The following is a 23,607-nucleotide window of genomic DNA, read 5'->3' as shown; positions in this document are numbered from 1 at the left end:
TCATAGGTTCACCTTGCCTCGTTCGTTATATCAAACATTAGTCCATCGGGAACGAAACCACAAATGTGGTTCCTTCACCAGGTGTTGAATCGATTTCGATGGTACCTCCGCCTTTATCCACTATACCGGCAACCAAGTGAAGTCCGATGCCCCGCTCGCTGCCGCCTTTTGTAGTGAAGCCGCGTTCAAAAATCCGGGCGCGAGTAGCGTTATCCATACCGCAGCCGTTGTCCTCCACAAGCACCGAGAGGGCCTGTTCGTCTTGGGCAATGCTGACGAATACGCGCTTATCCCGTTGAACCTGCTGAAGAGCGTCAAAAGCATTTTCCAGCAGGTTCCCGAGCAAAATAACAAAGTCATGGTGATCGAGCCGTTCCGGAAACCGCTCCAACTGGCTTTGACGGTCGATCGTTACTTCAATGCCAAGCTCGCGTCCGCGGCTGATCTTGCCAAGGAGAAGTCCGGTCAGGCTGTCGTCCTGGATCCGTCGGGTAAGGAAACGGGTCAGCTCTTCTTTCTGCTCCCTAATTTCAAACAAGTAGTCGAGCGCTTTTTCATTGTTGCCCAACTGAATCAAGCCTCCGATCGTATGAAGCTTGTTCATATACTCGTGATTTTGAACACGCAGGGCGTCAACGAACGCTTTCACACCGGTCAGTTCTTCGGCCATTCGCGTCACTTCAGTCCGGTCCTGAAAAATCGCCACTGCCCCAACGGTGCGGCCGCCTACTGTAATGGGAACACGTGTGCTCATAATGATATCGCTGCCAATCGCTTGTTCTTGATTATATACGGGGTGATTCATCTTGAGAATTTCGGGCAGACGGGAATTCGGAAAGACCTCGTGAATCAGCTTCCCGATCACGTCGCCTGAAATTTTCAGCATTTGTTTCGCTTTTTCATTAAATATGGTAATGCGTTCATTCTTATCAATCGCGATAACGCCTTCATGCATTGCGTGAAAGGTTGCCGTGCGCTCAACCAGAAGCCTGGCGATTTCGTGCGGCTCCAGTTCAAACATTTGCTGCTTGATGTGCTGGGCAAGTTTCCAGGAACCCCAAAACCCGAATAAAAGAGAGAGCAGCAAAACCACATAAGCTTGGCCGGAAAGGTCGAGCAGCACTTGTCCTACGGTCGGCATAATGCGGCCGACCAGCGCGACTCCGATTTGAACATTATCGTTCATAATCGGCACGAAAGCGCGCAGTGCCGTACCCAGCTCCCCCTTTGCCTTGGATATATAGGTGTGCTCAGCGAAGGCCGATCCCTCGTCAGTTCCGCTCGACTGGGTGCCGATTAGGCTCTGAACCGGGTGAGAGAGCCGTACCCGATTCATATCCATGACAACGACGTAAGTCACGTCATTGATAATGCGGATGCGTTCGGTGGCGGGTTGGATCCCTGGTCGCAGATCGGGGTTAGTGAGACCGGCGATGACCTCGGGCATCTGGGCCACAGTTCGCGCGGTGACAAGCAGCCGCCACCCGAGATCTTCCTCTTTCATCCGGATAATGCCGCCCATGAGAACGCTTCCGGCGATGCACAGCGAAAAAAGCACGATACCAAATGATAGAATGGCGATTTTCCAATTAATTTTCAAACGCTGAAGCATAGCTTTGGCAAGATGTCCCCTTTCCCGTCGGCGAATGACTGAGCCATTGTTTATTCTAATCATACAATAAGCTGAAGCCATTGGGAATAAATTTGCCCGTCATTCCTATCTGTGGAAATAATTACAATGACAGGCATGTACGGCGGGGGTAGCCTCTGGCGCTTTACCTGTCCTGCTCATCTTGGTTCTCCTGCTTGCCGGAAGACTTCTCTTCTTTATTCTTGATCGACCAGGAATCACCTGCTTTTCGGATTTTTTCCTGAAACTCAAGCTCCTGCTTCAGCATTTCCTCCTGCTGCTTTTGCAGGGTCTTTAGCTGTTGTTTTTCGTTTTTGCGAATTTGTTCCTGCTGCTTGAATTCTTCCTGCCGGATGTCCTGGTACATTTTCATTTGGTACTGAAGCTCTGTATCGACCGGTCTGACATTTTGTTGATTCGAGCTTTGCTGGTTTGGATTGGAATTTTGCTGATTTTGTCCGCACCCGGATGCAACAAGCAGAACAAGGGCGGGACAACAAATTAAACGGATAACATAACCTTTATACATCATAGGGCTATTCCTCCTCGCTCTCATGGCCGCGGCCGGCAGGGCTTTTTTGTAGTGTAACCGCAAAACTCCGAATTCATGTTTGTTCCTGCAAGGACAAAGATTTCATGGTATACTGTACTTAAGTTTTATCATCCTGATGAGGTTGGAGGTGGGCGGATTTGAGACGGCTGCTCGGAACGATGCTTGTCATTTTGATCGGCCTTGTCGCGGCGGTTGCCATCGGCTTTTATCCCACATTAAGCTCCGCTCCTGCCGCCGATGATGATGAACAGCAGGGCTTCGACCGGGAAATCGTCATCAAATTCAGTCATGTTGTTGCGGAAAATACGCCCAAGGGCTTGGCGGCTCAAGATTTTGCCCGTCGCGTTTATCAAAAAACGGACCAGCGCGTCAAGGTTGAGGTTTTCCCGAATGCCGTTCTTTATAACGATACGGACGAAGTGGATGCATTGATGAACGGCAACATTCAGATGATCGCTCCGGCGTTTTCGAAAATATCTCAATATGTGCCGGCCTGGCAGGCATTCGATCTTCCTTATGCTTTTTTGACCGATCAGGCGGTGCAAGAGGCGTTTGACGGAGAAATAGGAGAAATCCTTTTTAAGAAATTAAAGAGCAAAAATATGATAGGGCTTTCATATTGGAGCAATGGCTTTAAGCAAATGACCTCGGCCCGGGGGCCGCTTATTCATCCGGCGGATTTTAAAGGGCAGCAGTTTCGGATCATGCCCAGTGACGTGCTTAAAGCCCAGTTTCGATTATTTGGTGCCAAAGCCGTGGCCATTCCTTTCGACGAAGTGTATCGCGGACTGGAATCAGGATTCGTGGATGGCGGGGAGAATGCCATCAGCAACATCGACTCCAAAAAGTTTTATCAGGTTCAAAAATATATGACGATTAGCAATCACGGTTATTTAGGATATGCGGTACTGATGAACAAAGAATACTGGGATAAGCTCCCTGACGATTTGAAAGGCCTGATCAGCGAGGCGTTAAAAGAGACTACGGAATGGGCGAATCAAAATGCCGTCGTGATGAACGCGCGCCAGCTTCAGGAGATTTATGACCGGTCTATGATGCAAATCCATATCCAGACGCCGGAGGAGAGGCGGGAGTGGATGCGTGTTTGGGAACCGATTTATGAAGAATTTGAGGGAGTCATCGGCAAAGATTTGATCGACCGGATTCGCCAACTTCAGAAAAAATACGGAGGATGACTTTAAGAGGAACCGCCTCTTGAAAGGGGCTCTCCGTCGGGAGCCGAAAATAAACGTGTAAGGGGCTGTCCTTCTTTAAACCGGAAGGACAGCCCCTGCCGCTGTTTTGTCATATTCGAGCGCCATCGGTTGAATACAGACGGGCGTCATCAGCCGGTTCGTGCTGCGTCTTTGCCCAATACATACACCTTGACATTCTTCTTCACGCCAAATTTACGGGCTTTCCGCACATCTTCCATAAATACGTCGATGCGTGCGCCGCGGATAGCGGAACCGGTATCCTCGGCTGTACGAATGCCGATACCTTCGATAAATACGGTCGTACCGATCGGAATAACCGACGGATCTACGGCGATCGTCCGTCCTTCTTCCGCTCTGCTGCCGCTGGATGTAACACCGTAGGCGGGATGGGAAGGGGTTTTGCCCGTCGATTCGGCCCCGGCGGTATAGGCGGTGAGTGTAGAAGTGAACACTTGGCTTATCGTATTCATTTGGCCGTCGGGCAGCCGCAGTTCCGCCTCATCCGCCGGGATCTCCAGCAGCTGTCCGATGGTGAGACGGCTGGGTTCTGCCGTCGGATTGGCAGCGAGTAAGGTTGGAAGGCTAATACCAAAGGACCTGGCGATGCTGTACATTGTGTCTCCCGACTTGATTTTGTACGTCAGGGGTGGCGGAACTTGAAGCCCGGGAGCTTCGTTCACGTTCTCTCCGGAATAAAAATAGGATGCGGATATGCAGCATGACTCATAGTATTCGTCATACGTATTGTAAGCAGCGGCAGGCACAGCCCCAATGAAAACATGCAGCAGAAGCAGGTGAAAACATAACATTGTTATTCGGCTAAACTTATTCATCAAGTGTATCCTCCTCTGAATCTGATTTAATAGAAGCGATAGTACTAGAGTTGCCCGGATTCATAGAATATAAACCTGTGTAATTCATAGAGGGGGGCATGTTTGTGAAAATAAAGACGAACAATTTAGTTTTTTTTGTTTTAAATGTTCGCTTATTTTGGCTTCATAAGCACAATTTATGAATGTTATAAGCAGATTTGTATTGAATCTTCCTGGTCCATAAGGTATATTACTATTACAAATATTATGTAAAGATAGACTACGCCTATAGATAGGATAATTGACATAATTTGTTTTTTTTAATCGTGTCTTCACGCTGTATGAACGAGCGGTTCAGTCATCAAGAAGATACCAGCGGATATGGGGGAGAAAGGACATGCGCAGACTAGAGGGAAAGAGAATCGCGCTCACTGGACCGAGGAAGGCCGCAGAGCTGAGCGTTATGGTAGAAAAGCTTGGAGGCATTCCGCTCGTCCGTCCCGCCCAAGGCACGGTAGCCGTCGAACGGGAGAAAGTAGAGAAGGAGATCACCAGCCTCATCGAAAACGGAACGGACTGGGTCATCTTTACTACCGGTATGGGAACGGAGATGCTGGTTCAAGCGGCAGAGTCGATGGGAGTCGGCGAAGCGTTCATCGATACTTTAAGACGTACACAAATTGCCGCCAGAGGCTACAAGACAGTGAGGTATTTGAAATCTCTCGGTTTGGAGCCCAAGGTAAGGGATGACGACGGCACGACGGTAGGCATTCTGAGGGCGCTTATGCCGTATGAACTCCGCGGCCGCAGGGTTGCCCTGCAGTTGTATGGAGATCATGCACCCCGTCTTGTGAAATGGCTGGGCGAGCAGCAGGCTCAGTACTATGAAATTCTTCCGTACTTGCATGTGCCCCCGGAACTGAGCGTGATGAATCAGCTCTTATCGGAAATCGTCGAAGGGCGGCTGGATGCCGTAACGTTTACAAGCACGCCCCAAGTCCGTTTTCTGATGTCCTATGCCCGCAAGCAAGGCTTGGCGGAGCAAGTGAAGTCGGCGTTCAACGGCAGTGTGGTGGCTGTTGCCGTAGGGAAGGTGACGGCGGAGGCCCTTCGTGATGAAGGGATTGACCGTGTTGTAGCTCCTGCAGAGGAAAGAATGGGGAGCATGATCGTCAGCTTGGCCAAGTATTATGAAGAAAACGAAGATTAATCGGGGCGTTTGGTCATATTTCATGAGGTATGGTATACTTTTCGTGCCAGAAAAGCGTATCATATCTTTTTTCATTTGGAGGCTATATGACCAGTCCTGTAATTGAACTGCAAAGCCTGACAAAGAAGATCGGTTCCAAAACCATAGTTGACGGACTGACTTTTCAAGTCATGCCCGGCGAGGTTTTTGGTTTTCTCGGGCCGAACGGGGCGGGGAAAACGACAACGATCCGGATGATGGTAGGTCTTATGTCGATCACTGACGGAGAAGTGAAGATCCGGGGCCACAGTGTCAGAAACGAATTTGAACAAGCGATGGTGCACGTCGGAGCTATTGTAGAAAATCCTGAATTTTACGGCTTTATGAGCGGTTATCAGAATCTGGTTCATTTTGCCCGGATGATGCCGGATGTAGGACAAGAAAGAATTGACGAAGTCGTGCAGCTGGTTCGCCTGGAGAATCGCATTCAGGATAAAGTGAAAACGTACTCTCTTGGTATGCGTCAGAGGCTTGGAGTAGCCCAGGCCATCCTGCACCGCCCTTCAGTGCTTGTGCTGGACGAGCCGACCAATGGGCTCGACCCGGAAGGAATCCGTGAGCTGCGCGATTATTTGCGGCGTTTGGCGAACGAGGAGGGGATTGCTGTCATTGTCTCCAGCCATCTGCTCTCCGAGATGGAGCTGATGTGCGACCGGGTGGCGATCATTCAGAACGGCCGGCTGCTGGATGTCCGCTCCTTCAAAAACGTTCTGACGGAGTCGGAAACGGTGGAGGTGCGCTTCGAGGTGAACGAGCTTGCTCAGGCGCTCGACATGCTAACCGATGACATGACGGCCAGAGTTGACGATTCGGAGCTGGTCGTTACTTTGCCGAATCGGCGGCAGGCCATCGCGGAGCTGAATGCCCGACTGGTGAAGGCTGGAATCGGAGTATACGGTATTCGTACGCAGATCAAAACGTTGGAGGAACAATTCCTCGAAGTGACAAGGGGGAATCGGATTGTCTAGCTTTGTCCGGCTTGTACAGAATGAACACATGAAGATTTATACCCGGCTGCGTACGTGGGTGATGCTGGCGATCCTGGCGCTCGCGGTCATCGCCATGGGTGTGCTGATGAAGTATGTGGTTGAAGCGGGGATGGATCATGTCCTCCAATTTATGGTTTTCGCGTCGAGCCTGGCTTCGCTCGTTACCATATTTACGGTTATTGTGGCGGGGGATATCGTAGCTGCCGAATTTACATGGGGTACGATTAAGCTGCTTCTGATCCGTCCGTCGTCCCGAGGGAAAATTCTCTGGTCCAAGTATGTGACAGTGCTGCTCTTTAGCGTAACGCTTCTGCTTGTCATGCTGATCATTTCCTATTTTACGGGCTTGCTGCTGTTCGGCGCAGGCGGAATCGTTGCTCCGGATGAGACGATTTCTTCGATCCTGCAGAGGTACGGGCTGAAGGCCGTCGAGATTGTCATGACCGGAACCTTGGCTTTTATGATCTCCACCGTATTCCGCAGCAGTTCGCTTGCGATCGGGTTGTCCATTTTTCTCATGTTTACTTCCGGAACGGTCGTTTCGGTACTGGCGCAGCTCAAGTATACCTGGGTAAAATATTTATTGTTCGCCAACACCGATTTATCCCCTTATGTACTGGGCGGAAATCCGCTGATTCCGGGGATGACGCTTGGATTTTCGGTGTCTATGCTGGTGGTTTATTGGATCGTCTTTTGCGCCGTCTCTTGGCTGCTGTTCACGAAAAGGGACGTTGCCGGAGGCTGATTGAACAGCGTGATGCAGCTGCTCCAGACGGAGTGCGCCATCCCTTTTTTTACGGTCAGAACGCATGGAACGGCTTGATGTTAAAAGCAAACCGCTGTATAAGCGGTCCCGGGAATGGTATGAAAGGAGAGGTGCGTTATTGACCGGAGAGCTGTTGCTGGTTGTGCTGTTGACGCTGGTGATTCATGCTGTGGAAACGCTGGCCTATGCCGTGAGGCTGGCCGGGATTCGTACAGGCAAGCTGGCAGTGGCCTTATCTTTGACCGGCATTATCCTTCTGGTGTCGCGGACGTCGAATTTGCTGCAGGGGCCGCTAACCGGTGGTTTGATCGATTCGGCCGTTCTTCAACCGGGAACACCTTTGGAATGGCAGTTTCATCTCATTTTGGCCGGTGCGGCGGCGGGTACGCTGCTGGCCATTCTTTTGTTTCCGACGATGGTCTTTATTTCAATGCGGATGGTATCCCGTCTGGAAGCGGCTGGCTCGATTCCCCTGCTTTTGCGGCAATCCGTTTCCATCGACAAGCTTAAACGGGTAAAAAACAATGTGCGCTTTCCCCGTTGGGAGATGCTGAAGAGGCTTCGGGTGGGAGGGATTCCCAAGCGGCTGCTTCTGTTAAATACGCTGGTCACCGGCATTTATACCGTAGGGGTACTCTCGGCACTTTACGCATCGTATCTCGTACCGGAGCATTCCAGGGCCGCATCGCAATCGTCGGGTTTGATTAACGGCGTGGCCACGATCCTGCTGACGGTCTTTATCGATCCAAGGGTGGCGTTGCTCACGGATAAGACGATGGCCGGCCAAACAAGCCTGAATGAGATGAACCGAATGTTCGGGTTCCTAATGCTGTCCAGGCTCGCAGGTACCCTGTTGGCGCACCTTTTTCTGGCTCCGGGCGCGCAGCTGATTGCTTGGTACGTCAGTTAAGTCCGGTCCGGATGCGGATATGACACGGCCCTGTAAAGGCAAATGCACCTTGGGGATACAAATCGATCATTACTTTTGTCCGGCATTTTTAAAGTAGTCGCGAACGATATTGAATTTCCGGTCGTCAGACTTCACATAACCGCGGTGGGAAAAGACATCGTAAATGATTTTCGAGCCTTCGGGATCTTTCCCGATATCGATGAACGCTTGAGCGATTTTGTCTCTCCAGGCTTGGTCCATATCATTGCGGACCGAGATCGTATCGGTGGGAATCGGTGCCGTGAATGCGACAACGCGCGTTTGCCTGAATACGTCCGGCCTGTCCTTTATCACCAGGTTACGGGCATCCTGGTATATGGCGGCTGCGTCTACTTGGCCGTTCAATACGGCTAGCACGCCTTTGTCATGGCCCTTGACTTCGATGCCGGTCACGTCTTTCTTTGGATCGACGCCGGCCTTTTTCATTTCATTGGCCGGCCATACATAGCCAGCGGAAGAAGCAGCGTCTTGCCAAGCGATTTTTTTACCTTTGAGATCCTTCAATGCGTGAATCGGGGAGTCGGCTTTCACGATAATCATGGCTTTGTAAACATCGACCAGCTCGTTTGTTTCCGCGCCCGTTGCATCTTCAATCCCATAGCGCTGAGCCTGAAGGAGCACGTCGGCTGCTTTTTTCTGGTCATGGGCGAGAACGTAAGCATTCGGAGGTAGGAAGCCAATATCCGCTTGCCTGGAGGACAGCGCTTCGATGACGGTATGGTCGTTCGTTGAAACGGAAATTTTCACGGGAATGTTCAGCTTATTGCCAAGAAGCTTCTCCAGCGGCTTCGCTTTGGCTTCCAGTGTCTCCGCGTTGTGCGGGGGGACAACCTGAACCTTCAGTTCTTTGGGAACATAGCGGGCTGCCGGCGTTTCCTGCTGATCTCCTCGATCCGTCGGCGCGTTATCTTGCTGTGGCCCGCAGCCTGCTGCAATTCCGGCCAGAAGAACCAGGGATAAACTGATCGAAGCGAATTTATGGAACATGCTTATGAACCTCCTGTGAAATATCTTGAATCCAATCTTGATAACAATATAACATATTTGGTTTTTGTCTTTTGTAAATATGGATTCATGTGGATCATATCCCCGATATAAACGAAATTCGTGCCGTTGTAGCTCTTTTTCCACAAATTTGATATAGTGGGTCTCAGCCAACGAATATTGGAGTTGATACGAGGATGTCCACCTGTCTAACCATCACTATATTGGAAACCAGCGACATTCATGGAAATATGCTGCCCATTCAATATGCAAACAATGATCCGACCGAGTCGGGTTTTGCCAAAATCGCTGCGTTGATCAAAGAAGAACGGCGCAAGGAAGCTGCCGTGCTGGTCATCGATAATGGCGATTTAATACAGGGCACGCCGCTGGCGTACCATCATGCGAAGCTGAACAGGGAGCAGCCGAATCCGATGATCCAAGCCTTAAACGAGCTTGGCTACGACGCGGGAGTCATCGGCAACCACGAATTCAACTACGGAATCGAACTGTTGAATAAGGCGGTATCGGAATCGAGATTTCCTTGGCTGAGCGCTAATATCGTGAATGCTTCGACGGGGGAGCCGTATTTCGGAAAGCCCTATCTCATAAAAACATACGGCGGCGATTGCAAGGTAGCCGTTCTTGGATTAACGACGCAGTACATCCCCAATTGGGAAAAAGCGGAGCATATCGCGGGATTGCGTTTCGATGACGCTGTGGATACGGGCAGACGGTGGGTTCGCTATTTGCGGGAAACGGAAAGGGCGGACGTGGTCATCGTCTCCTATCATGGGGGATTCGAACGGCATCTGGACACGGGGGAGATTGCGGAGCCGTTGACGGGAGAAAATCAGGGCTATGCGCTTTGCTGCGAGGTGGAAGGTATCGACGTGCTCCTTACGGGCCATCAGCATCGAATGCTTGCCGGTAAAGAAATCGGCGGCGTTCCGATTGTTCAGCCGGGCTATGCCGGAGCATGCCTTGGCAAAGTCCAGCTGACCCTTCGCAAAACGGACGGCCGTTATCGGATCACATCCAAATATTCCGAGCTCCTGTCCGCTAAGGGCGTTGAGCCGGACCGAACGGTTCTTTCGCTTATGCGGCCTCACGAAGAACAGACGCAAATCTGGCTGGATCAGCCGATCGGACGTTTAATCGGAGATATGCGGATCACCGATCCGATGCAGGTGAGGCTCCAGGAGCATCCGCTGATCGAATTTATCAACAAAGTGCAGATGGAGCTGTCCGGAGCTCCGATTTCCAATACGGCGCTGTTCGACAACGTTTCGCCGGGCTTTCCCGAGCAAATTACGATGCGCGATATTGTGACGAATTACATATATCCCAATACACTGCAGGTGATCAGGGTTACGGGACAGGATATCAAGGATGCATTGGAGCGGTCCGCATCCTATTTTGAGCGGTATGACGGAAACGGTCCGATCAAAGTAAGTCCCGATTTTAGCGATCCGAAGCCGCAGCATTATAACTACGATATGTGGGAGGGCATTGAATACCGGATTAACATTTCACGTCCGGTCGGGGAACGGGTGGTGAAGTTGAACTATCAAGGGCGTCCGGTCGATCCTTTGGCGGAATATGACGTGGTCATGAATAATTACCGCGCCGGCGGAGGCGGAAATTATTTGATGTTCCAAGGCAAGCCCGTGATCAAGGACATTCCGACGGACATGGCCGAGCTGCTTGCCGGTTATATCATGGAACGCGGTACGATCGAGGCGACGCTTAACCGGAACTGGGAAGTGGTGTGGGATTAGTCCCGCTGTATGGATTGCAGGCGAAGATGGCACGGCCCAAAACAGCGGAAGGTCCGGCTGACGGGTGAGACTGGAGGAATGACTTTCTCCGGTTTTTTTTGTTCGGCGGGGCGGTCGAAACCGTTTTTCGAAATGACCGCTTTTATAGTATGATTTGAGGAGCGGCCTTAGAACGATTGGCCACGATTCCATGTATATAAGAGCGGCCGTCACGGGCTGGGACTTGCGAAAAGACCGTCACGGGGCACTCGCATGGACGCAGGCTTGCGGTGCTTGGCCGCGCAAAAGGGGTTTTGAACAGATGCAGATCCGTGATCATGGTGCCTATGAGTTGTACCCGCTTGGTGAGCAGGCGGTAGTCATTCGCTGGAAAGGCGTTGTCTCGGAGCGGAATCGGAAGCTGGTGGACGGTACGGTACGCAGATTAGCCGAGCATCCGCCGGCAGCCGTGGTGGAGTGGGTAAGGGCTTATACGACGGTGACGGTATATTACGACTCCTGGCTTGTGTATAAAGAGGGGCTGGAAGGGAATCGTTCCGGGTTGAACGGCAGCCAGGAAACTTCCCCCTATGATCAGGTTTGTGAATGGATTCATCGCCGTCTGGTTGGCTTATCGGAAGAAAATGCAGGTGAACTTGACGGCAATCCCGTTGTGATCCCCGCATGCTTTGGAGGTGTCTTTGGCATGGATCTCGGGGCGGTCGCGGCTCAAGCCGGGTTGACGGAGGAGCGCACGATCGAGCTGTTTTGTTCCCATACCTATACGGTGTATCTGATCGGATTTATGCCCGGTTTTGCTTATCTCGGGGGACTTCCGGACCGTTTATGCTGTCCCCGTCTCGACAGGCCGCGTCCGTACGTGCCTGCCGGTTCGGTCGGCATTGCCGGAACGCAGACAGGAGTGTATCCGTTCGCGTCGCCGGGCGGATGGCGGATCATCGGCCGAACGCCGGAGACGCTGTTCGATCCTCACCGCGAACGTCCCAGTCTTCTGCAGCCGGGAGACAGGGTACGTTTTGAGCCGCTGACCCCTGAGCGGTACGAGGAGCTGGAGCGGGAACTGCAGCGGGATGCAAGCAGTTCGGAAAGGATCGGAGGGAGAGACGCATGAGCATGGTGGTGGAAAAGCCGGGTATGCTCACGACGGTGCAGGACGCCGGAAGATTCGGCCGCCGCGGCATCGGCGTCGTGACGGCCGGCGCCGTCGATCCGTTCGCCTTCCGAACGGCGAATGCGCTCGTGGCCAACGCGCCGGGGGCGGCGGTGCTGGAAATGACCTTGACGGGCGCGGTACTGCGCTTTGAGCAGGAGGCGGTCGTGGCCTTCTGCGGCGCGGAGATGGACGCGCACGCGGAAGGCGGGCCGCCGCTGCCCGGCTGGCGGCCGGTGCTTGTGCGCAGCGGTACGGTGCTGCGCTTTGGCTCCGCGCGCTCGGGCGTGCGCGCGTACCTCGCTGTGGCGGGCGGCTTCGCCGTGCCCGCCGTGCTCGGCAGCCGCAGCACCTACGTGCCGGCGCGGTTCGGCGGTCTGGCCGGCCGGCCCCTGCAGGCGGGCGACCGCTTGCCCGTGGGCCCGCCTCCGGCCCCGGCCGCCGCGCTCCACGCCCGTCTCGCGGCTGCGGCTGCGCCCGGGGCGGCGCTCTCGCCCGCACCGTGGGCGCTCGCGCGCGAGGCGCGTCCGCCGTATGCGGAGCATCCGGCGATCCGCGCGGTACGCGGGCGCGAGGCCGAAAGCTTCGAGGCCCGCAGCCTCGAAGCTTTCTTCTCCGCCCCCTATCGCGTGACTGCGCAGTCGGACCGCATGGGCTGCCGACTGGACGGAGAGCGGATCGCCTTAATCTCTCCGCTCGAAATGATCTCCGAGGCTGTCACACCGGGCACCATTCAGGTGCCTCCGGACGGACAGCCGATCGTGCTGCTCGCCGATGTGCAGACGACCGGCGGCTATCCGCGCATTGCGCAGGTCGCTGCCGTCGATCTGCCGCTTGTCGCACAGGCGCGTCCAGGCAGCAGGCTGCGCTTCACCGAGATCACGGCGCCGGAAGCGCAGGCGCTGTACATTCTCCGCGAGCTTGCGTTTCGTCAGCTGGCTGCGGCCGTGGAAGCAAGGATAAAATCGTTATAATCATTCTTTCATCTTGCGGCAAGCCGTGACATATGAGTAAATAGTACATGTAGCCGGCCGGCTGACGCTAAGGGAAAGGAGTGATCGTGAACATGATTACGTTAACCGGGGTGATCTCCGCGTAAAGCGGGGAGCCCAAGTTGTCGGAAGGGGCCTTCGGGCCCCTTCTTATCCGATTCGCCAATGGACTTCAAGCAAAGCATGGTTTATAATGTGGAGCATAATGCGTATCATCAATCTAACTCAGGTGAAGGGAGTGTCATTCGATGTTTGTAAACACATTTGCATGGACCAGCGGAAAAGGGTTTGCCGACAAATGAATAGGCATTTTCTCCAACACCGTCACCTGATCGTCATTGCATGATACATGACATATTAAAGGCATTCAGGCACGATAGGGCTATCGTGTTTTTCTTTATTTTATGCCCTTGTGCTGAAATGATCGTTTTGCGAGAGCAAAACCCGATGGAGGTGTGAAGATGAACATGCTAACGACTTTCGAGGCTATGGCCATCACGGCGCGAAAGGAGGCTTTCATCGGTGGGGTACAAGAACGGAAAAGACATTTTGCCGCCCGTGCTGCTGAAGCAGCTGCAGGAGTACATACAGGGCGAGATCGTGTATATACCGAAAAAAGAACAAACCCGTGCGGGCTGGGGTGAAAACAACGGCGCCCGGCAATCGATCCAGCGCAGAAATCATGAAATTTTCCGATTATATGAAAGCGGTCACTCCGTGACGGAGCTGATTCGTCAATTCCATCTCTCGGAAGACAGCATCCGTAAAATTATCGTAAAAACGAGAGGACTTGCAGCAGACCGGCAGGAAGCGGCGACCACGAGACATTGAGCGGGGAATTATAACAGCACAGCACGCGGAACAAGCCAAAAGTGGACGCTTTTGGCTTTCTTCCCGTTTTTTTTGGATTGGGGCTTGAAGTTAGGCGAAGGGGGAATCGTTCATGACCACGAAGCAGTTATTCATCGACTTGAATGGAGATATGGGAGAAAGCTTCGGAGCCTATCGGATCGGGCACGATGAGGAGCTCGCGAAGGTAGTGACGTCGGCTAATATTGCTTGCGGTTTTCATGCAGGCGATCCGGCGGTTATGCGGCGTACGGTAAAGCTTTGTTTGGAACATGGCGTGGAGGTCGGCGCGCATCCGGGACTGCCCGACCTGATGGGATTTGGACGCAGAGCAATGCAGATCACACCCGAGGAAGCGTATGATCTGGTGCTGTATCAAGCCGGTGCGCTGCAGGGGTTTGTCCGTGCCGAGGGAGGACGGATGCGCCATGTAAAGCCGCATGGCGCTTTATACAATATGGCGGCTGTACAGCGTCCGCTGGCGGAGTCCATCGCCAAGGCGGTTTATCGTTTAGATCCGGAGCTTATTTTGTTTGGTCTGGCAGGCAGCGAGCTGATTCGAGCGGCGGAGTCCATCGGTCTGAGGGCGGCGTCCGAAGCGTTCGCAGACCGGACCTACCGGGCGGATGGGACGCTGACCCCAAGGACCGACCCTGAAGCCGTGATTCGCGATGCCCGGCAGGCCGCGGACCAAGCGGTTCGGATGGTCTGTGAAGGAAAGGTAAAGTCACTGCAAGGGGACGAAGTAGCCCTTGCAGCAGACACCCTTTGCATCCATGGGGACGGGCCGGAAGCCCTGGCGTTAGCCACGCTGATCAAGGAGCGCCTGCAGCACGCGGGCGTCGCCGTCCGCCCCTATGGGATTTAGGCGCTTGTCAGCTATAACCTGCGGATAACGCTGTCTGAGGCAGATGCGCTATAAACAGCAAGCAAGGGAGCAACTTCGAAGCGAGGAAGGCTATGCGTTGTCGGTTCGGCGAATGATCGAGCCAGAAAGTGTATTTAGACAAAATACCGACGTATTCTGCTTCGAGGCCTGCCATAGGTGAGCCTGGATACCGGATGGCTTTCGCTTGCCCATCATTTTGCAATAGACCGGAAGCAAGAAATGGCGATGCAGGGGTAACCCCTTTGCACCGCCATTTTTTCATTTTGATATGCTTTTCTCTTATCAAGCTGGCTGTCCGTCAGGTGAGCAGACTTACTTTTGAGACAGCCCCTTGATTTTTTACTGCGGCGGTTGTCCCGACGCTTTACGAAGTTCGTTGGCCAGACGGTTGAATTCCGCTCGGGCTTCCGCGGAGTCAGTACAAAAATAGGCGGCTGACAAAAAGCGGATGATTTTGTTAGCATCTTCGGCACTAAGCAAAATGCTCCCTCCTTCCACAGGTTCCAGCGGCTTGTATTCAGTTTATGCGGGGCTGAACGAAATGCCACGGGAATGGGATCCGGGCAAATCTTTGTTTGTCTCCGGCTGGCGCAGATCTGTCCCAGATTATGATATGATAAGGGCATCCATGACCGGGAAAGGAGGCAGGGCCGTGATACCTGTATTTGTTTATGGAACGCTGCTTGTCGGGGAGGCGAACCACCATGTCGTTGCTCCCTATGTATTGTCGGTACAGTCCGGAGCAGTGCAAGGTTTATTGTACGATGCCGGTTCGTATCCCGCCCTTGTGCTGTCCGGGGAGCACGGGGAATCTCTTGTGGAAGGCCAATGGCTTATGGTCACAAAGGAAGGGCTGGAACGCATGGATGAGCTGGAGGAATACTATGGTCCGGGGAAAGTGAACGACTATGAAAGGGTGTGGATTCGGGATATGCTGAACGGCGAAAGGGAGGGCTGGGTTTATGTCTGGACGGATTCACGGAATTGCCGTCTGATTAGCAGAGGATCTTGGAGGAAGCATATCCGGGAAAAACAAAAAAGCCCAACCGATGTCGATTAAGCTTGTAAAATCCACATTATGTCCTTCTGGAATAGGGCCCCCAGCCGTCTTCCGACTTCTCGATGATTTCGGTCATCCGCATGAGGATATGATTGGCCTCTTCATCGCCGATGGAGTTTTTTAACTGATCGTATGATAAATGATCCTTCAGCAGCTTTCTCGTCACGTTGTTCTCGCGATACCAAGCCTCGGTGATGGCGAATTCTCCCTCTTTTTTGAGCCAAATTTCATGATAATAGTTCTCTTGCTCGTTCTTCGATTGAATGGCCAAATAATAAGCCTGCATTGGAATGCGGGGATCCGAAATGCGCTGATTGACCAAGGATCCGGAAGAAACCGGCTGTCCGAACGTGATGTATCTGGACACTTTTTTAATGATATGCTCCACGGAGCTCATGCGTTGTCATTCCTTCCGATAGGTCATGATGCCTAAAATTTTATAAGGTTTTTCTAAATGAACTTATAATTACATCATAACATAGTTAAAGGATTGCGAAAAATAATTCTATAGACCCATAAATGATGGAATAGTCCCAAATGATTTAATATAATAATTGTCGAAAATGATATAATGGAAGGAAAATGAATAGACGCGTAAAGGGTATTCATTCCCACATGCATCCGGATGGGGTTGATGAACCGGAGAATGGAAAGAGAATCCTGGTGGAACGCAGCCATGCGGATCGGTTAGCCTGGGAAAAGAGGCAGTGAAAGGAAGGGGGAAAAAGGATGCCGAATGTGGAAAGGGAGGCCGATATGTATTCCCGGGAGCTGAATGGGCAGCAGGATAGGCATCGGCATGCTGTCGGCCCTTCGCATGGGCAACGGCTTCTTGTCATCGACGACGATGATGTGATGCGCAGCGGCTTGGTATGCAGGCTGAAGCTAGACGGGTATGAAGTGGACGATGCCGCCGATATCATGACGGCAAAGAGAATGCTTCGCGAACGGACCTACCATGTAGTCATGCTCGAGCTGATGATACATCCGATCAGCGGTTATGAGCTTTTTGAATTTATGAAAGACGATCCGAGTTTAAAATGGACACCGCTTATCGTTTTATCCGGACGCAACGAAATGCACGATAAGGTTCGATGCTTTTATTTGGGAGCGGACGATTATGTGATAAAGCCTTTCGAATATGAGGAATTGAGCGCGCGGATCTACAGCCTGCTTCAACGGACAAGGACATTCGAGCAGATGGCGTTTCGGGACCCGCTCACCGGGGTCTACAACCGGCGGTTTTTCGATCACCAGATCCAAGTGGAACTGCAGCGTATAGACCGGTATCCGGCCCCCATTTCGCTTGTATTTATCGATATCGACCGGTTTAAGTCCATTAACGACACCTATGGGCACAGCGCAGGCGATCTGGTTCTTCAAGGATTGGCGCATCTGCTGCAGAACAATCTCCGCTCGACGGATTTGCTGGCCCGCTTAGGCGGTGAAGAATTTGTCGTCGTTCTGCCGAATACTTCAGGCAAGGATGCTTTGACAACGATGGAAAGCATTCTCACGCGGACCCGTTTGGAACCCGTGGCACAAAACGAAGGTCAATCTTTCTTCATTACCTTCTCTGCAGGGGTTTGCGAGTGGGAACCGGGGATGTCGTTGGAAGCGTGGATTGCGGCCTCGGACGAAGGGATGTATACAGCAAAAAAGAGCGGCCGCAACCGGGTTGTGCTGCACCCGGGTACTTCACAGAAGGATTCGGGAGTCATGCCGTCTCCTCCTCCGGTTCGCAAAAAGATACTTATTGCCGACGACGATAACATACTGCGTTCGATTCTGGTCGCCAAGCTGAAGCATCTGCCTGTTGAATTCGCGGAAGCCGTAGATGGAGAAAAGGCTTATGAGTCATTGTTAAGTCAGCCTGCGGATTTATGTATTCTTGATGGGATGATGCCTCTGCTTGACGGATACGGCATGCTGGAAAGATTGAGGGACCGTGGAACATGGCCGGCCGGAATGAAGATACTCATTCTCTCCGGACGAAGCGGAGAGGATGATCCCAGCAGGGGGATGAAGCTTGGAGCCCATGCTTACCTGCGCAAGCCTTTTTCCATGGTGGAACTGGAGCTTAAGGTAAGGGAGCTTTTGAATATCGGTTGAGAAAATCGCAGAAGCCCGGAACGAATAGATGCTCGTTCCGGGCTTCTGCTGTTTCGGAGAATGAAGGCCGGCCTTACAGGTCGTCCCAATTCAGGTTTGACGATTTGCTGTAGTTGGTCACCTTTTGCTCGAAAAAGTCTGTTTTGATGCTGTTCATATTGCTGAAGTTTTCCACCCACTTCATCGGATGTTCAACAACTTCAGGATACAGAATTTCAAGTCCAATGTTTTTCAACCGCTCATTGGAAAGGTATTTAATATATAGATCGATGATATCATTGCTCAAGCCGTTGATCTTGTTATCGGTAATGTATTGACCCCACTCAATCTCGTGCTGGACGGCGGTTCGCATCATATTGCGCAGGTCGCCGATTAACTCATCGGTAAACAGCTCCGGATTTTCCTTGCGGATTTCGCGGAAGATGTTTTGGAACAGCGCCAAATGGGTCAGTTCGTCGCGCTGGATATATTTGATTTCCGATACGGTGCCAAGCATTTTTCCTTGACGGCCGAGCGCATAGAAGAAGCTGAATCCGCTGTAGAAGTAGATGCCTTCAAGGATGTAGTTGGCCATGATGGTGCGCATCAGATTATCCGTTGTCGGCGATTCGATAAACCGCTCGTACAAGTCTGTAATAAACCGGTTGCGGCGCAGCAAGTGCTTGTCCTCACGCCATTGATTATAAATATCGTCGCGTACTTCTGCAGAACAAACGCTATCGAGAATGTACGAGTAGCTTTGGCTGTGCACCGCTTCCTGGAACGTTTGGACGGTGAGGCACAGATTGACTTCCGGTGCCGTTATGTAATCGTTGATGTTCGGCAGATTGGCCGTCTGCAGCGAATCCAGGAAGATGAGGAAGGAGATGATTTTATCATAGCTTTGACGCTCTGCCGGCGACAGGAACTTGTAATCCTTCGCATCTTGAGCGAGCGGAATTTCCTCCGGGATCCAGAAATTGTTCATCATCGTGCGGTACATTTTGGTTGCCCAGTCGTATTTCACATTGTTGAGCTCGATCAGGTTGGTCGTATTCCCTCCGATAATCCGGCGCTTGCCCCAATCGCGGTCTCCGTGCTCGTTAAACAGCTTCTTTTTTTGAAGTTCCATTCGAATTCATGCCTCCTGCACCCTGCGGTGTACAAATAGAGGATCGCCAGGCATGATCATACCTGCGATCCGTTCATTAAGCTTCGTGGTTGATATTAGGCGCTGCAGCTAACGCAGTCCTCTACCTCGAGGCTCTGGTTGCGGACATAGTAAACGGTTTTTAGCCCGTTCTTCCAGGCTGCCATATACAGCTCAAGGAATTCGCGAGCGGACAGCTCCGGCGTGATGTACAGATTGAACGATTGCGACTGGTCGATGTGCCGTTGGCGTACGCCGGCAGCGCGGATGCTCCAGTGCTGGTCGATCCGGTGCGCTTCCTTGTAATACCACATCGTGTCCGGATTCAGGTTCGGCGCGGTCTGCGGCACGACGGCGTTTTTCTTCTCCTCAACGAAAAATTTGTTGAAAATCGGATCGATGCCCGCAGTCGAACCGGCGATCAGGGAAGTGGACGCCGTCGGCGCGATGGCGAACATCCAGCCGTTGCGAACGCCGTACTTGGCTACCTGCTCTTTGAGCTCCAGCCACTCGGGACTGTTGTAGCCGCGCGATTCAAAGTACTCTCCGGTCTGCCATTCACTTCCCTCGAATGCCGGATACGCGCCTTTTTCCTTGGCGATTTCCATAGAAGCTTTAATGGCATAGTAGTTCATCCATTCATAAACTTCGTCTGCTTTTTGCACATGCTCTTCGGATTCCCACTGAATCTGAAGCTGAGCCAGCATTTGGTGGTAGCCGCTGGAGCCAAGGCCTACGGCACGATATTTTTTGTTGGTAATTTCCGCCTGAGGGATCGGATAGTAGTTCAAATCGATGACGTTGTCCATCATCCGCATTTGCGTTGTTACGACACGTTCAATGTCTTCTTTTGTATACACGCGGCCCAGGTTGGTAGACGACAGATTGCAAACGACGAAATCACCGCTCTTTACCTGCGAGGTGATGATGCCGTCTTCGTGCTGCGTCTGGATCAATTCCGTAGGGCTCATGTTCTGGCATATTTCCGTACATAAATTCGAGCAGTAAATCATGCCCTTATGTTTGTTCGGGTTGGCCCGGTTGACCGTGTCGCGGAAGAACATGAACGGAGTACCCGTCTCAAAAGCGCTCGTCAGGATGCGCTTCATGATGTCGATCGCCGGAATTTCGTCCTTCGAGATTTTGTCGTCATTCACGCATTCCCAATAACGGCGTTCCCACTCCTCACCGTAAGCATCCTCAATGGAGTACCCCTTGACTTTGCGCACCTCATGCGGATCGAATAAATACCAGCTGCCGCGTTCCTCCACCGTCTTCATGAACAAATCGGGAATACATACACCCGGGAAAATATCGTGGGCTTTCATCCGGTCGTCCCCGTTGTTCGTTTTCAGGTTCAGGAAGTCCAGGATGTCTTTATGCCATACGTCCAGATAAATCGCCACCGCTCCGGAGCGGACACCAAGCTGGTCGACAGCAACCGCTGTGTTGTTGTAGTTTTTAATCCATGGAATGACGCCCCCGGCCACTCCCTTGAAGCCCCGAATGTTGGAGCCGCGGCTGCGGACTTTACCTACATAAATTCCCATCCCGCCGCCATGCTTGGATACTTGCGCGAAGCTTTGGTCTACGTTGTAGATGCCCCACAGGTTATCCGGCACCGTGTCGATAAAGCAGCTGGACAGCTGATGCAGCGGCTTGCGGGCATTGGCAAGCGTTGGGGTGGCCACCGTCATTTCCAGATTGCTCAGCACATCGTAGAATCGTTTGGCCCAGTAAAGCTTGTCCGATTCTTTCATGGCCAGATGCATGGCAACGCCCATGAACAGCTCCTGCGGCAGCTCCAGGATTTCTTTATTTAGCCCTTTGATCAGGTATCGGTCCGTAAGTGTCTTCAGACCGATGTAGTTTAGCAGATAGTCCCTTTCCGGTTTGATGTAGCTGCCGAGCTCCCGGATCTCTTCTTTAGTATAGTGTTCAAGAATGTACTCGCCGTACAGGCCGATTTGTGTCAGATAGGTGATCAGGGAATAAAGATCGCCATATCCGAAATGGCCGTATTTACGGTTTAACTGCGCTTCTTTATATAAATCATAGGTCAATAATTTGGCAGCCACATACTGCCAATTAGGCTGTTCCACACTGGTTTTCTCTACGGCAACTTGAATCAGCAGACGCTGTATTTCCTTGGTCGAAATTTCATTGCGGAATAACGGCAGCAAGGCGGTTTCAAGCTCCAATGGATCACAATCGGGATATGTCTCGCAAGCGAAGTCAATGACTTTTTTCATTTTGGAGAATACGAGTTCTTCCTTCGTGCCGTCTCTTTTGACGATAATCATGTTAACAGCTCCCTTTCATCAAGTAAAAAGCATGCCGCCGCCGTTCCCGCAAACGAAGCATGCCTGCTGCGTCCCGGAAGGCACACCCCTGTCTGCCATCGGGTAATCGTACCAAAGAAGCGGGCAGGTCTGCGTCTCGGAAAAGCAGTTCTTCCCTGCTGTTTTCCGAGTCGAAAGATGGCGAATCCGGCCGACTGGCTCCTGCTTAAATCGGCGGTACGGTTCAGAACCAAACCGCCTTTCTTTTTAATATCCCACAATATATCGTGGCTAAAGCTGTTTGCTAATACCATATGTAGTTGTTTGATGAGCGATAGTATGAGATTAACTCATTATCGCGCCGATTGTCAATGTATGATTTCACACAATATCCGACAAATATGTGAGTATTCCATATTCATTGTTTTGTAATTGGTTTATGTGAGTCATTTATGCTACATTTAGTGAGGACCTACTTGAAGGAGGTTTTATCATGTTTTTTAAATTTTCCGTAAGTCGGATGATTCGGCGTCCGGTTTATTTCTTGATAGTATGTTGGATGCTGGTCTTTGCACTTGGATGGGCGCCACGCGCAGACGCTCATGCCAGCTTGGTTGAAGCCGTACCTGCAGCAGGCAGCGAGCTTGTACAAGCTCCTGAACAGGTTGTTCTTACCTTTAATGAACCGTTGGAAAAAGAGCTGTACCAATTAAGGGTATATGATAAGGACAAACGGCTCGTCACGCAGCAGGGGCCGGTGATGAGCGATAATCAAACAGCAATTAAGCTGGATTTGCCGCAGCTTGGACAAGGGACTTATTTGGTGACATATCATGTCATTTCAGCGGATGGACATCCGGTGAACGGAACGTATCTGTTCGCCGTAGGCGAGAGCCTGAGCGGGCAGGCGCCCGCAGACGGGATCAGGGCCGACATGGAGCATCTTCACTATCACGACAGCGGACCATTCGATCGCTTTGGAGTGAAGGATGTGCTGCAGTTTGCTTCGCGTATCGCTTTCTACGTTACAATGCTGGGCTTTACGGGATTGCTGCTGTGGCTTCGCTGGTTCGGGACGGGCAGTCCGTTGGAGACGAAGAATCGGCTGCGCCGAAACGCAGAGCGCTGGCAGCAGTTTTACCTCATTGTTTATATTTTGTTCATGTGGGCCCATATGGGCGATTTAATCGGCGATGCCGGGGCGGGTGCGCTGCTGCGGTTGTTCTCGCAAACGATCATCGGCTATGCATGGCTCGGAGGGCTTTTGCTGGCTCTGCTTTCATTTGTCATGCTGTACCGAAATGCTCTGCTGGACTATGCATGGGTTGCTGCCGTCTGGGTTGCCAAAAGCATGCTGGGGCATGCGGCCGCCTTCCAGCCCGCCAAAGATACATTGACATTGGACTTTATGCATCTTGCCGCTTCTTCCGTTTGGGTTGGAGGGCTGCTGACGTTATTGCTGCTGTGGCGCCATGAGAGGGAGCAAGCAAGGCGGCTGTACCCTTTTTTTTCTATGGCTGCGATGATCAGTATTCTGGTGCTGATCGCGTCGGGGGTGCTGATGACCTTCATATTCCTGCCGGATATCCGTTATATCGTGGAAACACTTTGGGGCAAGCTGCTGATCGTCAAGACGGCGCTGGTGCTGGCGGTGGTCGTTACCGCATCCTTGATCCGTTATTTTTACCGGCGGAATCATGAACGGACAACTGGACGCCTGATTCGTGCGGATGTGCTGCTGATGTCCCTTATTTTGGGGATTGCCGGTGTTTTTACCTATTTACTGCCGGCTCCTGCGAATGAACCGCTGAATTGGCATGTGATGGGCGAAAAGATACACATGACGGCGCAGATCAGTCCCAACGCTCCGGGAGTCAACGATTTTACGGCGAAGGTGTGGCTGCCCGAGAAGCTCGGCAAACCGAAGCAAGTCATTATGAAGCTTCAATCGGTCGACAGTCCGGAGATCGCTCCGCTGATGGTTCCTCTGGAATCTTTTGAGGATCCGAGCTTTGAAGAATCATTTGGTATGAAAAGGCACAGCTACAAGGCCCGGGGGGCCTACCTGCCGTATCCCGGACGCTGGAAGTTGGAGGTTCGGGTCATGGACAGCAACGATGACGAAACGGTCTATGAAAAGGAAATAAGAATATTTTGATCTCTAAATATGACAAAATGCCCAAATGCGCAGGACTTCCCGACTGAAAATTCTTG

At 52.1% G+C, this 23,607-nt stretch carries 21 protein-coding genes and 1 pseudogene; 14 read left to right on the top strand and 8 right to left on the bottom strand.

The genetic code is table 11. The features are described from left to right. Positions 1–37: 37 nt before the first annotated feature. Positions 38–1,612 carry an ATP-binding protein gene (locus tag IJ22_RS15535; protein WP_054820072.1) on the bottom strand — a complete coding sequence of 525 codons (1,575 nt, stop codon included), beginning with the start codon at positions 1,610–1,612 and terminating at the stop codon, positions 38–40. Positions 1,613–1,775: 163 nt separating this feature from the next. After that, positions 1,776–2,162, bottom strand: coding sequence for a hypothetical protein (locus IJ22_RS15530; protein WP_062409471.1), 387 nt, complete (start codon positions 2,160–2,162; stop codon positions 1,776–1,778). A 158-nt stretch (positions 2,163–2,320) separates the two neighbouring features. Here IJ22_RS15530 and IJ22_RS15525 point away from each other — a divergent pair, with 158 nt between their 5' ends. After that, positions 2,321–3,379 carry a TRAP transporter substrate-binding protein gene (locus IJ22_RS15525; protein WP_062409470.1) on the top strand — a complete coding sequence of 353 codons (1,059 nt, stop codon included), beginning with the start codon at positions 2,321–2,323 and terminating at the stop codon, positions 3,377–3,379. Positions 3,380–3,528: 149 nt separating this feature from the next. Here IJ22_RS15525 and IJ22_RS15520 read toward each other — a convergent pair whose 3' ends face one another. After that, positions 3,529–4,233: a 3D domain-containing protein gene (locus tag IJ22_RS15520; RefSeq protein ID WP_062409469.1), complete on the bottom strand. Its 705-nt coding sequence runs from the start codon at positions 4,231–4,233 to the stop codon at positions 3,529–3,531. Positions 4,234–4,609: 376 nt separating this feature from the next. Between IJ22_RS15520 and IJ22_RS15515 the strand changes: the two genes are divergently transcribed. The 4 genes from IJ22_RS15515 (at position 4,610) to IJ22_RS15500 (ending at position 8,126) form a co-directional block, all read left to right on the top strand. Beyond that, on the top strand, positions 4,610–5,422 hold the full coding sequence (locus tag IJ22_RS15515) for a uroporphyrinogen-III synthase (RefSeq protein WP_062409468.1): 813 nt from the start codon (positions 4,610–4,612) through the stop codon (positions 5,420–5,422). An 86-nt stretch (positions 5,423–5,508) separates the two neighbouring features. Next, positions 5,509–6,429, top strand: a complete 921-nt coding sequence (locus tag IJ22_RS15510) for an ABC transporter ATP-binding protein (RefSeq protein ID WP_062409467.1) — start codon at positions 5,509–5,511, stop codon at positions 6,427–6,429. Beyond that, positions 6,422–7,195, top strand: coding sequence for an ABC transporter permease (locus tag IJ22_RS15505; RefSeq protein WP_054820068.1), 774 nt, complete (start codon positions 6,422–6,424; stop codon positions 7,193–7,195). The genes IJ22_RS15510 and IJ22_RS15505 overlap by 8 nt, the downstream gene beginning before the upstream one ends. 139 nt (positions 7,196–7,334) lie before the next feature. Further along, positions 7,335–8,126: a lipid II flippase Amj family protein gene (locus IJ22_RS15500; RefSeq protein ID WP_062411014.1), complete on the top strand. Its 792-nt coding sequence runs from the start codon at positions 7,335–7,337 to the stop codon at positions 8,124–8,126. Between the two features lie 69 nt (positions 8,127–8,195). Here the strand turns inward: IJ22_RS15500 and IJ22_RS15495 are convergent, their stop codons facing one another. Further along, on the bottom strand, positions 8,196–9,152 hold the full coding sequence (locus IJ22_RS15495; RefSeq protein WP_062409466.1) for a phosphate/phosphite/phosphonate ABC transporter substrate-binding protein: 957 nt from the start codon (positions 9,150–9,152) through the stop codon (positions 8,196–8,198). A 194-nt stretch (positions 9,153–9,346) separates the two neighbouring features. Here IJ22_RS15495 and IJ22_RS15490 point away from each other — a divergent pair, with 194 nt between their 5' ends. The 6 genes and pseudogenes from IJ22_RS15490 to IJ22_RS27280 form a co-directional block, all read left to right on the top strand. Next, positions 9,347–10,930 carry a bifunctional metallophosphatase/5'-nucleotidase gene (locus IJ22_RS15490; protein ID WP_062409465.1) on the top strand — a complete coding sequence of 528 codons (1,584 nt, stop codon included), beginning with the start codon at positions 9,347–9,349 and terminating at the stop codon, positions 10,928–10,930. 301 nt (positions 10,931–11,231) lie between these two features. Beyond that, positions 11,232–12,041 (top strand): 5-oxoprolinase subunit PxpB, encoded by an 810-nt coding sequence (gene pxpB / locus IJ22_RS15485; protein ID WP_054820073.1) that lies wholly within the window; start codon positions 11,232–11,234, stop codon positions 12,039–12,041. Next, entirely contained in the window at positions 12,038–13,054 is a 1,017-nt protein-coding gene (locus IJ22_RS15480) for a 5-oxoprolinase subunit C family protein (protein ID WP_062409464.1), read from the top strand. The genes pxpB and IJ22_RS15480 overlap by 4 nt, the downstream gene beginning before the upstream one ends. A 540-nt stretch (positions 13,055–13,594) precedes the next feature. Beyond that, positions 13,595–13,903 carry a CD3324 family protein gene (locus IJ22_RS15475; RefSeq protein WP_054818653.1) on the top strand — a complete coding sequence of 103 codons (309 nt, stop codon included), beginning with the start codon at positions 13,595–13,597 and terminating at the stop codon, positions 13,901–13,903. Between the two features lie 112 nt (positions 13,904–14,015). After that, complete coding sequence (locus IJ22_RS15470; protein WP_062409463.1) at positions 14,016–14,789, top strand: LamB/YcsF family protein; 774 nt, start codon at positions 14,016–14,018, stop codon at positions 14,787–14,789. 34 nt (positions 14,790–14,823) lie between these two features. After that, positions 14,824–15,047, top strand: a pseudogene (locus tag IJ22_RS27280) (transposase); the annotation flags it as partial. A gap of 102 nt (positions 15,048–15,149) precedes the next feature. On the opposite strand, the gene IJ22_RS15465 reads toward IJ22_RS27280, so the two are convergent. Further along, a complete protein-coding gene (locus IJ22_RS15465; protein WP_054818654.1) occupies positions 15,150–15,290 on the bottom strand; it encodes a hypothetical protein in 141 nt (46 codons plus the stop codon). Positions 15,291–15,462: 172 nt separating this feature from the next. On the opposite strand from IJ22_RS15465, the gene IJ22_RS15460 reads away from it, so the two are divergent. Next, positions 15,463–15,870 carry a gamma-glutamylcyclotransferase family protein gene (locus tag IJ22_RS15460; protein ID WP_062411013.1) on the top strand — a complete coding sequence of 136 codons (408 nt, stop codon included), beginning with the start codon at positions 15,463–15,465 and terminating at the stop codon, positions 15,868–15,870. A 16-nt stretch (positions 15,871–15,886) separates the two neighbouring features. Here the strand turns inward: IJ22_RS15460 and IJ22_RS15455 are convergent, their stop codons facing one another. Then, positions 15,887–16,267 (bottom strand): hypothetical protein, encoded by a 381-nt coding sequence (locus IJ22_RS15455; protein ID WP_054818655.1) that lies wholly within the window; start codon positions 16,265–16,267, stop codon positions 15,887–15,889. A 332-nt stretch (positions 16,268–16,599) separates the two neighbouring features. On the opposite strand from IJ22_RS15455, the gene IJ22_RS15450 reads away from it, so the two are divergent. After that, positions 16,600–17,982: a GGDEF domain-containing response regulator gene (locus IJ22_RS15450; RefSeq protein WP_062409462.1), complete on the top strand. Its 1,383-nt coding sequence runs from the start codon at positions 16,600–16,602 to the stop codon at positions 17,980–17,982. Positions 17,983–18,055: 73 nt separating this feature from the next. On the opposite strand, the gene IJ22_RS15445 is transcribed toward IJ22_RS15450, so the two are convergent. Continuing rightward, positions 18,056–19,093 carry a ribonucleotide-diphosphate reductase subunit beta gene (locus tag IJ22_RS15445; RefSeq protein WP_062409461.1) on the bottom strand — a complete coding sequence of 346 codons (1,038 nt, stop codon included), beginning with the start codon at positions 19,091–19,093 and terminating at the stop codon, positions 18,056–18,058. Positions 19,094–19,188: 95 nt separating this feature from the next. After that, the gene (locus IJ22_RS15440; RefSeq protein ID WP_062409460.1) at positions 19,189–21,414 is read right to left on the bottom strand and encodes a ribonucleoside-diphosphate reductase subunit alpha; all 2,226 of its coding nucleotides are present in this window, start codon (positions 21,412–21,414) and stop codon (positions 19,189–19,191) included. A 472-nt stretch (positions 21,415–21,886) separates the two neighbouring features. On the opposite strand from IJ22_RS15440, the gene IJ22_RS15430 reads away from it, so the two are divergent. Beyond that, complete coding sequence (locus IJ22_RS15430; RefSeq protein ID WP_062409459.1) at positions 21,887–23,551, top strand: copper resistance CopC/CopD family protein; 1,665 nt, start codon at positions 21,887–21,889, stop codon at positions 23,549–23,551. The last annotated feature ends 56 nt before the right edge of the window (positions 23,552–23,607 follow it).

This window comes from Paenibacillus naphthalenovorans, assembly GCF_001465255.1.
GTDB classification, from domain to species: domain Bacteria; phylum Bacillota; class Bacilli; order Paenibacillales; family NBRC-103111; genus Paenibacillus_G; species Paenibacillus_G naphthalenovorans.
The sequence above is the reverse complement of the archived record's forward strand: the minus strand, read 5'-3'. Positions and strand labels throughout refer to the sequence as shown.

What these genes read in the sequence shown, in the direction of transcription:
- IJ22_RS15440 (WP_062409460.1), bottom strand. Translation starts at nt 21,414, where the DNA reads ATGATTATCGTCAAAAGAGACGGCACGAAGGAAGAACTCGTATTCTCC.
- IJ22_RS15530 (WP_062409471.1), bottom strand. Translation starts at nt 2,162, where the DNA reads ATGATGTATAAAGGTTATGTTATCCGTTTAATTTGTTGTCCCGCCCTT.
- IJ22_RS15520 (WP_062409469.1), bottom strand. Translation starts at nt 4,233, where the DNA reads ATGAATAAGTTTAGCCGAATAACAATGTTATGTTTTCACCTGCTTCTG.
- IJ22_RS15515 (WP_062409468.1), top strand. Translation starts at nt 4,610, where the DNA reads ATGCGCAGACTAGAGGGAAAGAGAATCGCGCTCACTGGACCGAGGAAG.
- IJ22_RS15470 (WP_062409463.1), top strand. Translation starts at nt 14,016, where the DNA reads ATGACCACGAAGCAGTTATTCATCGACTTGAATGGAGATATGGGAGAA.
- IJ22_RS15455 (WP_054818655.1), bottom strand. Translation starts at nt 16,267, where the DNA reads ATGAGCTCCGTGGAGCATATCATTAAAAAAGTGTCCAGATACATCACG.
- IJ22_RS15535 (WP_054820072.1), bottom strand. Translation starts at nt 1,612, where the DNA reads ATGCTTCAGCGTTTGAAAATTAATTGGAAAATCGCCATTCTATCATTT.
- IJ22_RS15480 (WP_062409464.1), top strand. Translation starts at nt 12,038, where the DNA reads ATGAGCATGGTGGTGGAAAAGCCGGGTATGCTCACGACGGTGCAGGAC.
- IJ22_RS15445 (WP_062409461.1), bottom strand. Translation starts at nt 19,093, where the DNA reads ATGGAACTTCAAAAAAAGAAGCTGTTTAACGAGCACGGAGACCGCGAT.
- IJ22_RS15495 (WP_062409466.1), bottom strand. Translation starts at nt 9,152, where the DNA reads ATGTTCCATAAATTCGCTTCGATCAGTTTATCCCTGGTTCTTCTGGCC.
- IJ22_RS15490 (WP_062409465.1), top strand. Translation starts at nt 9,347, where the DNA reads ATGTCCACCTGTCTAACCATCACTATATTGGAAACCAGCGACATTCAT.
- pxpB (WP_054820073.1), top strand. Translation starts at nt 11,232, where the DNA reads ATGCAGATCCGTGATCATGGTGCCTATGAGTTGTACCCGCTTGGTGAG.
- IJ22_RS15510 (WP_062409467.1), top strand. Translation starts at nt 5,509, where the DNA reads ATGACCAGTCCTGTAATTGAACTGCAAAGCCTGACAAAGAAGATCGGT.
- IJ22_RS15450 (WP_062409462.1), top strand. Translation starts at nt 16,600, where the DNA reads ATGCCGAATGTGGAAAGGGAGGCCGATATGTATTCCCGGGAGCTGAAT.
- IJ22_RS15430 (WP_062409459.1), top strand. Translation starts at nt 21,887, where the DNA reads ATGTTTTTTAAATTTTCCGTAAGTCGGATGATTCGGCGTCCGGTTTAT.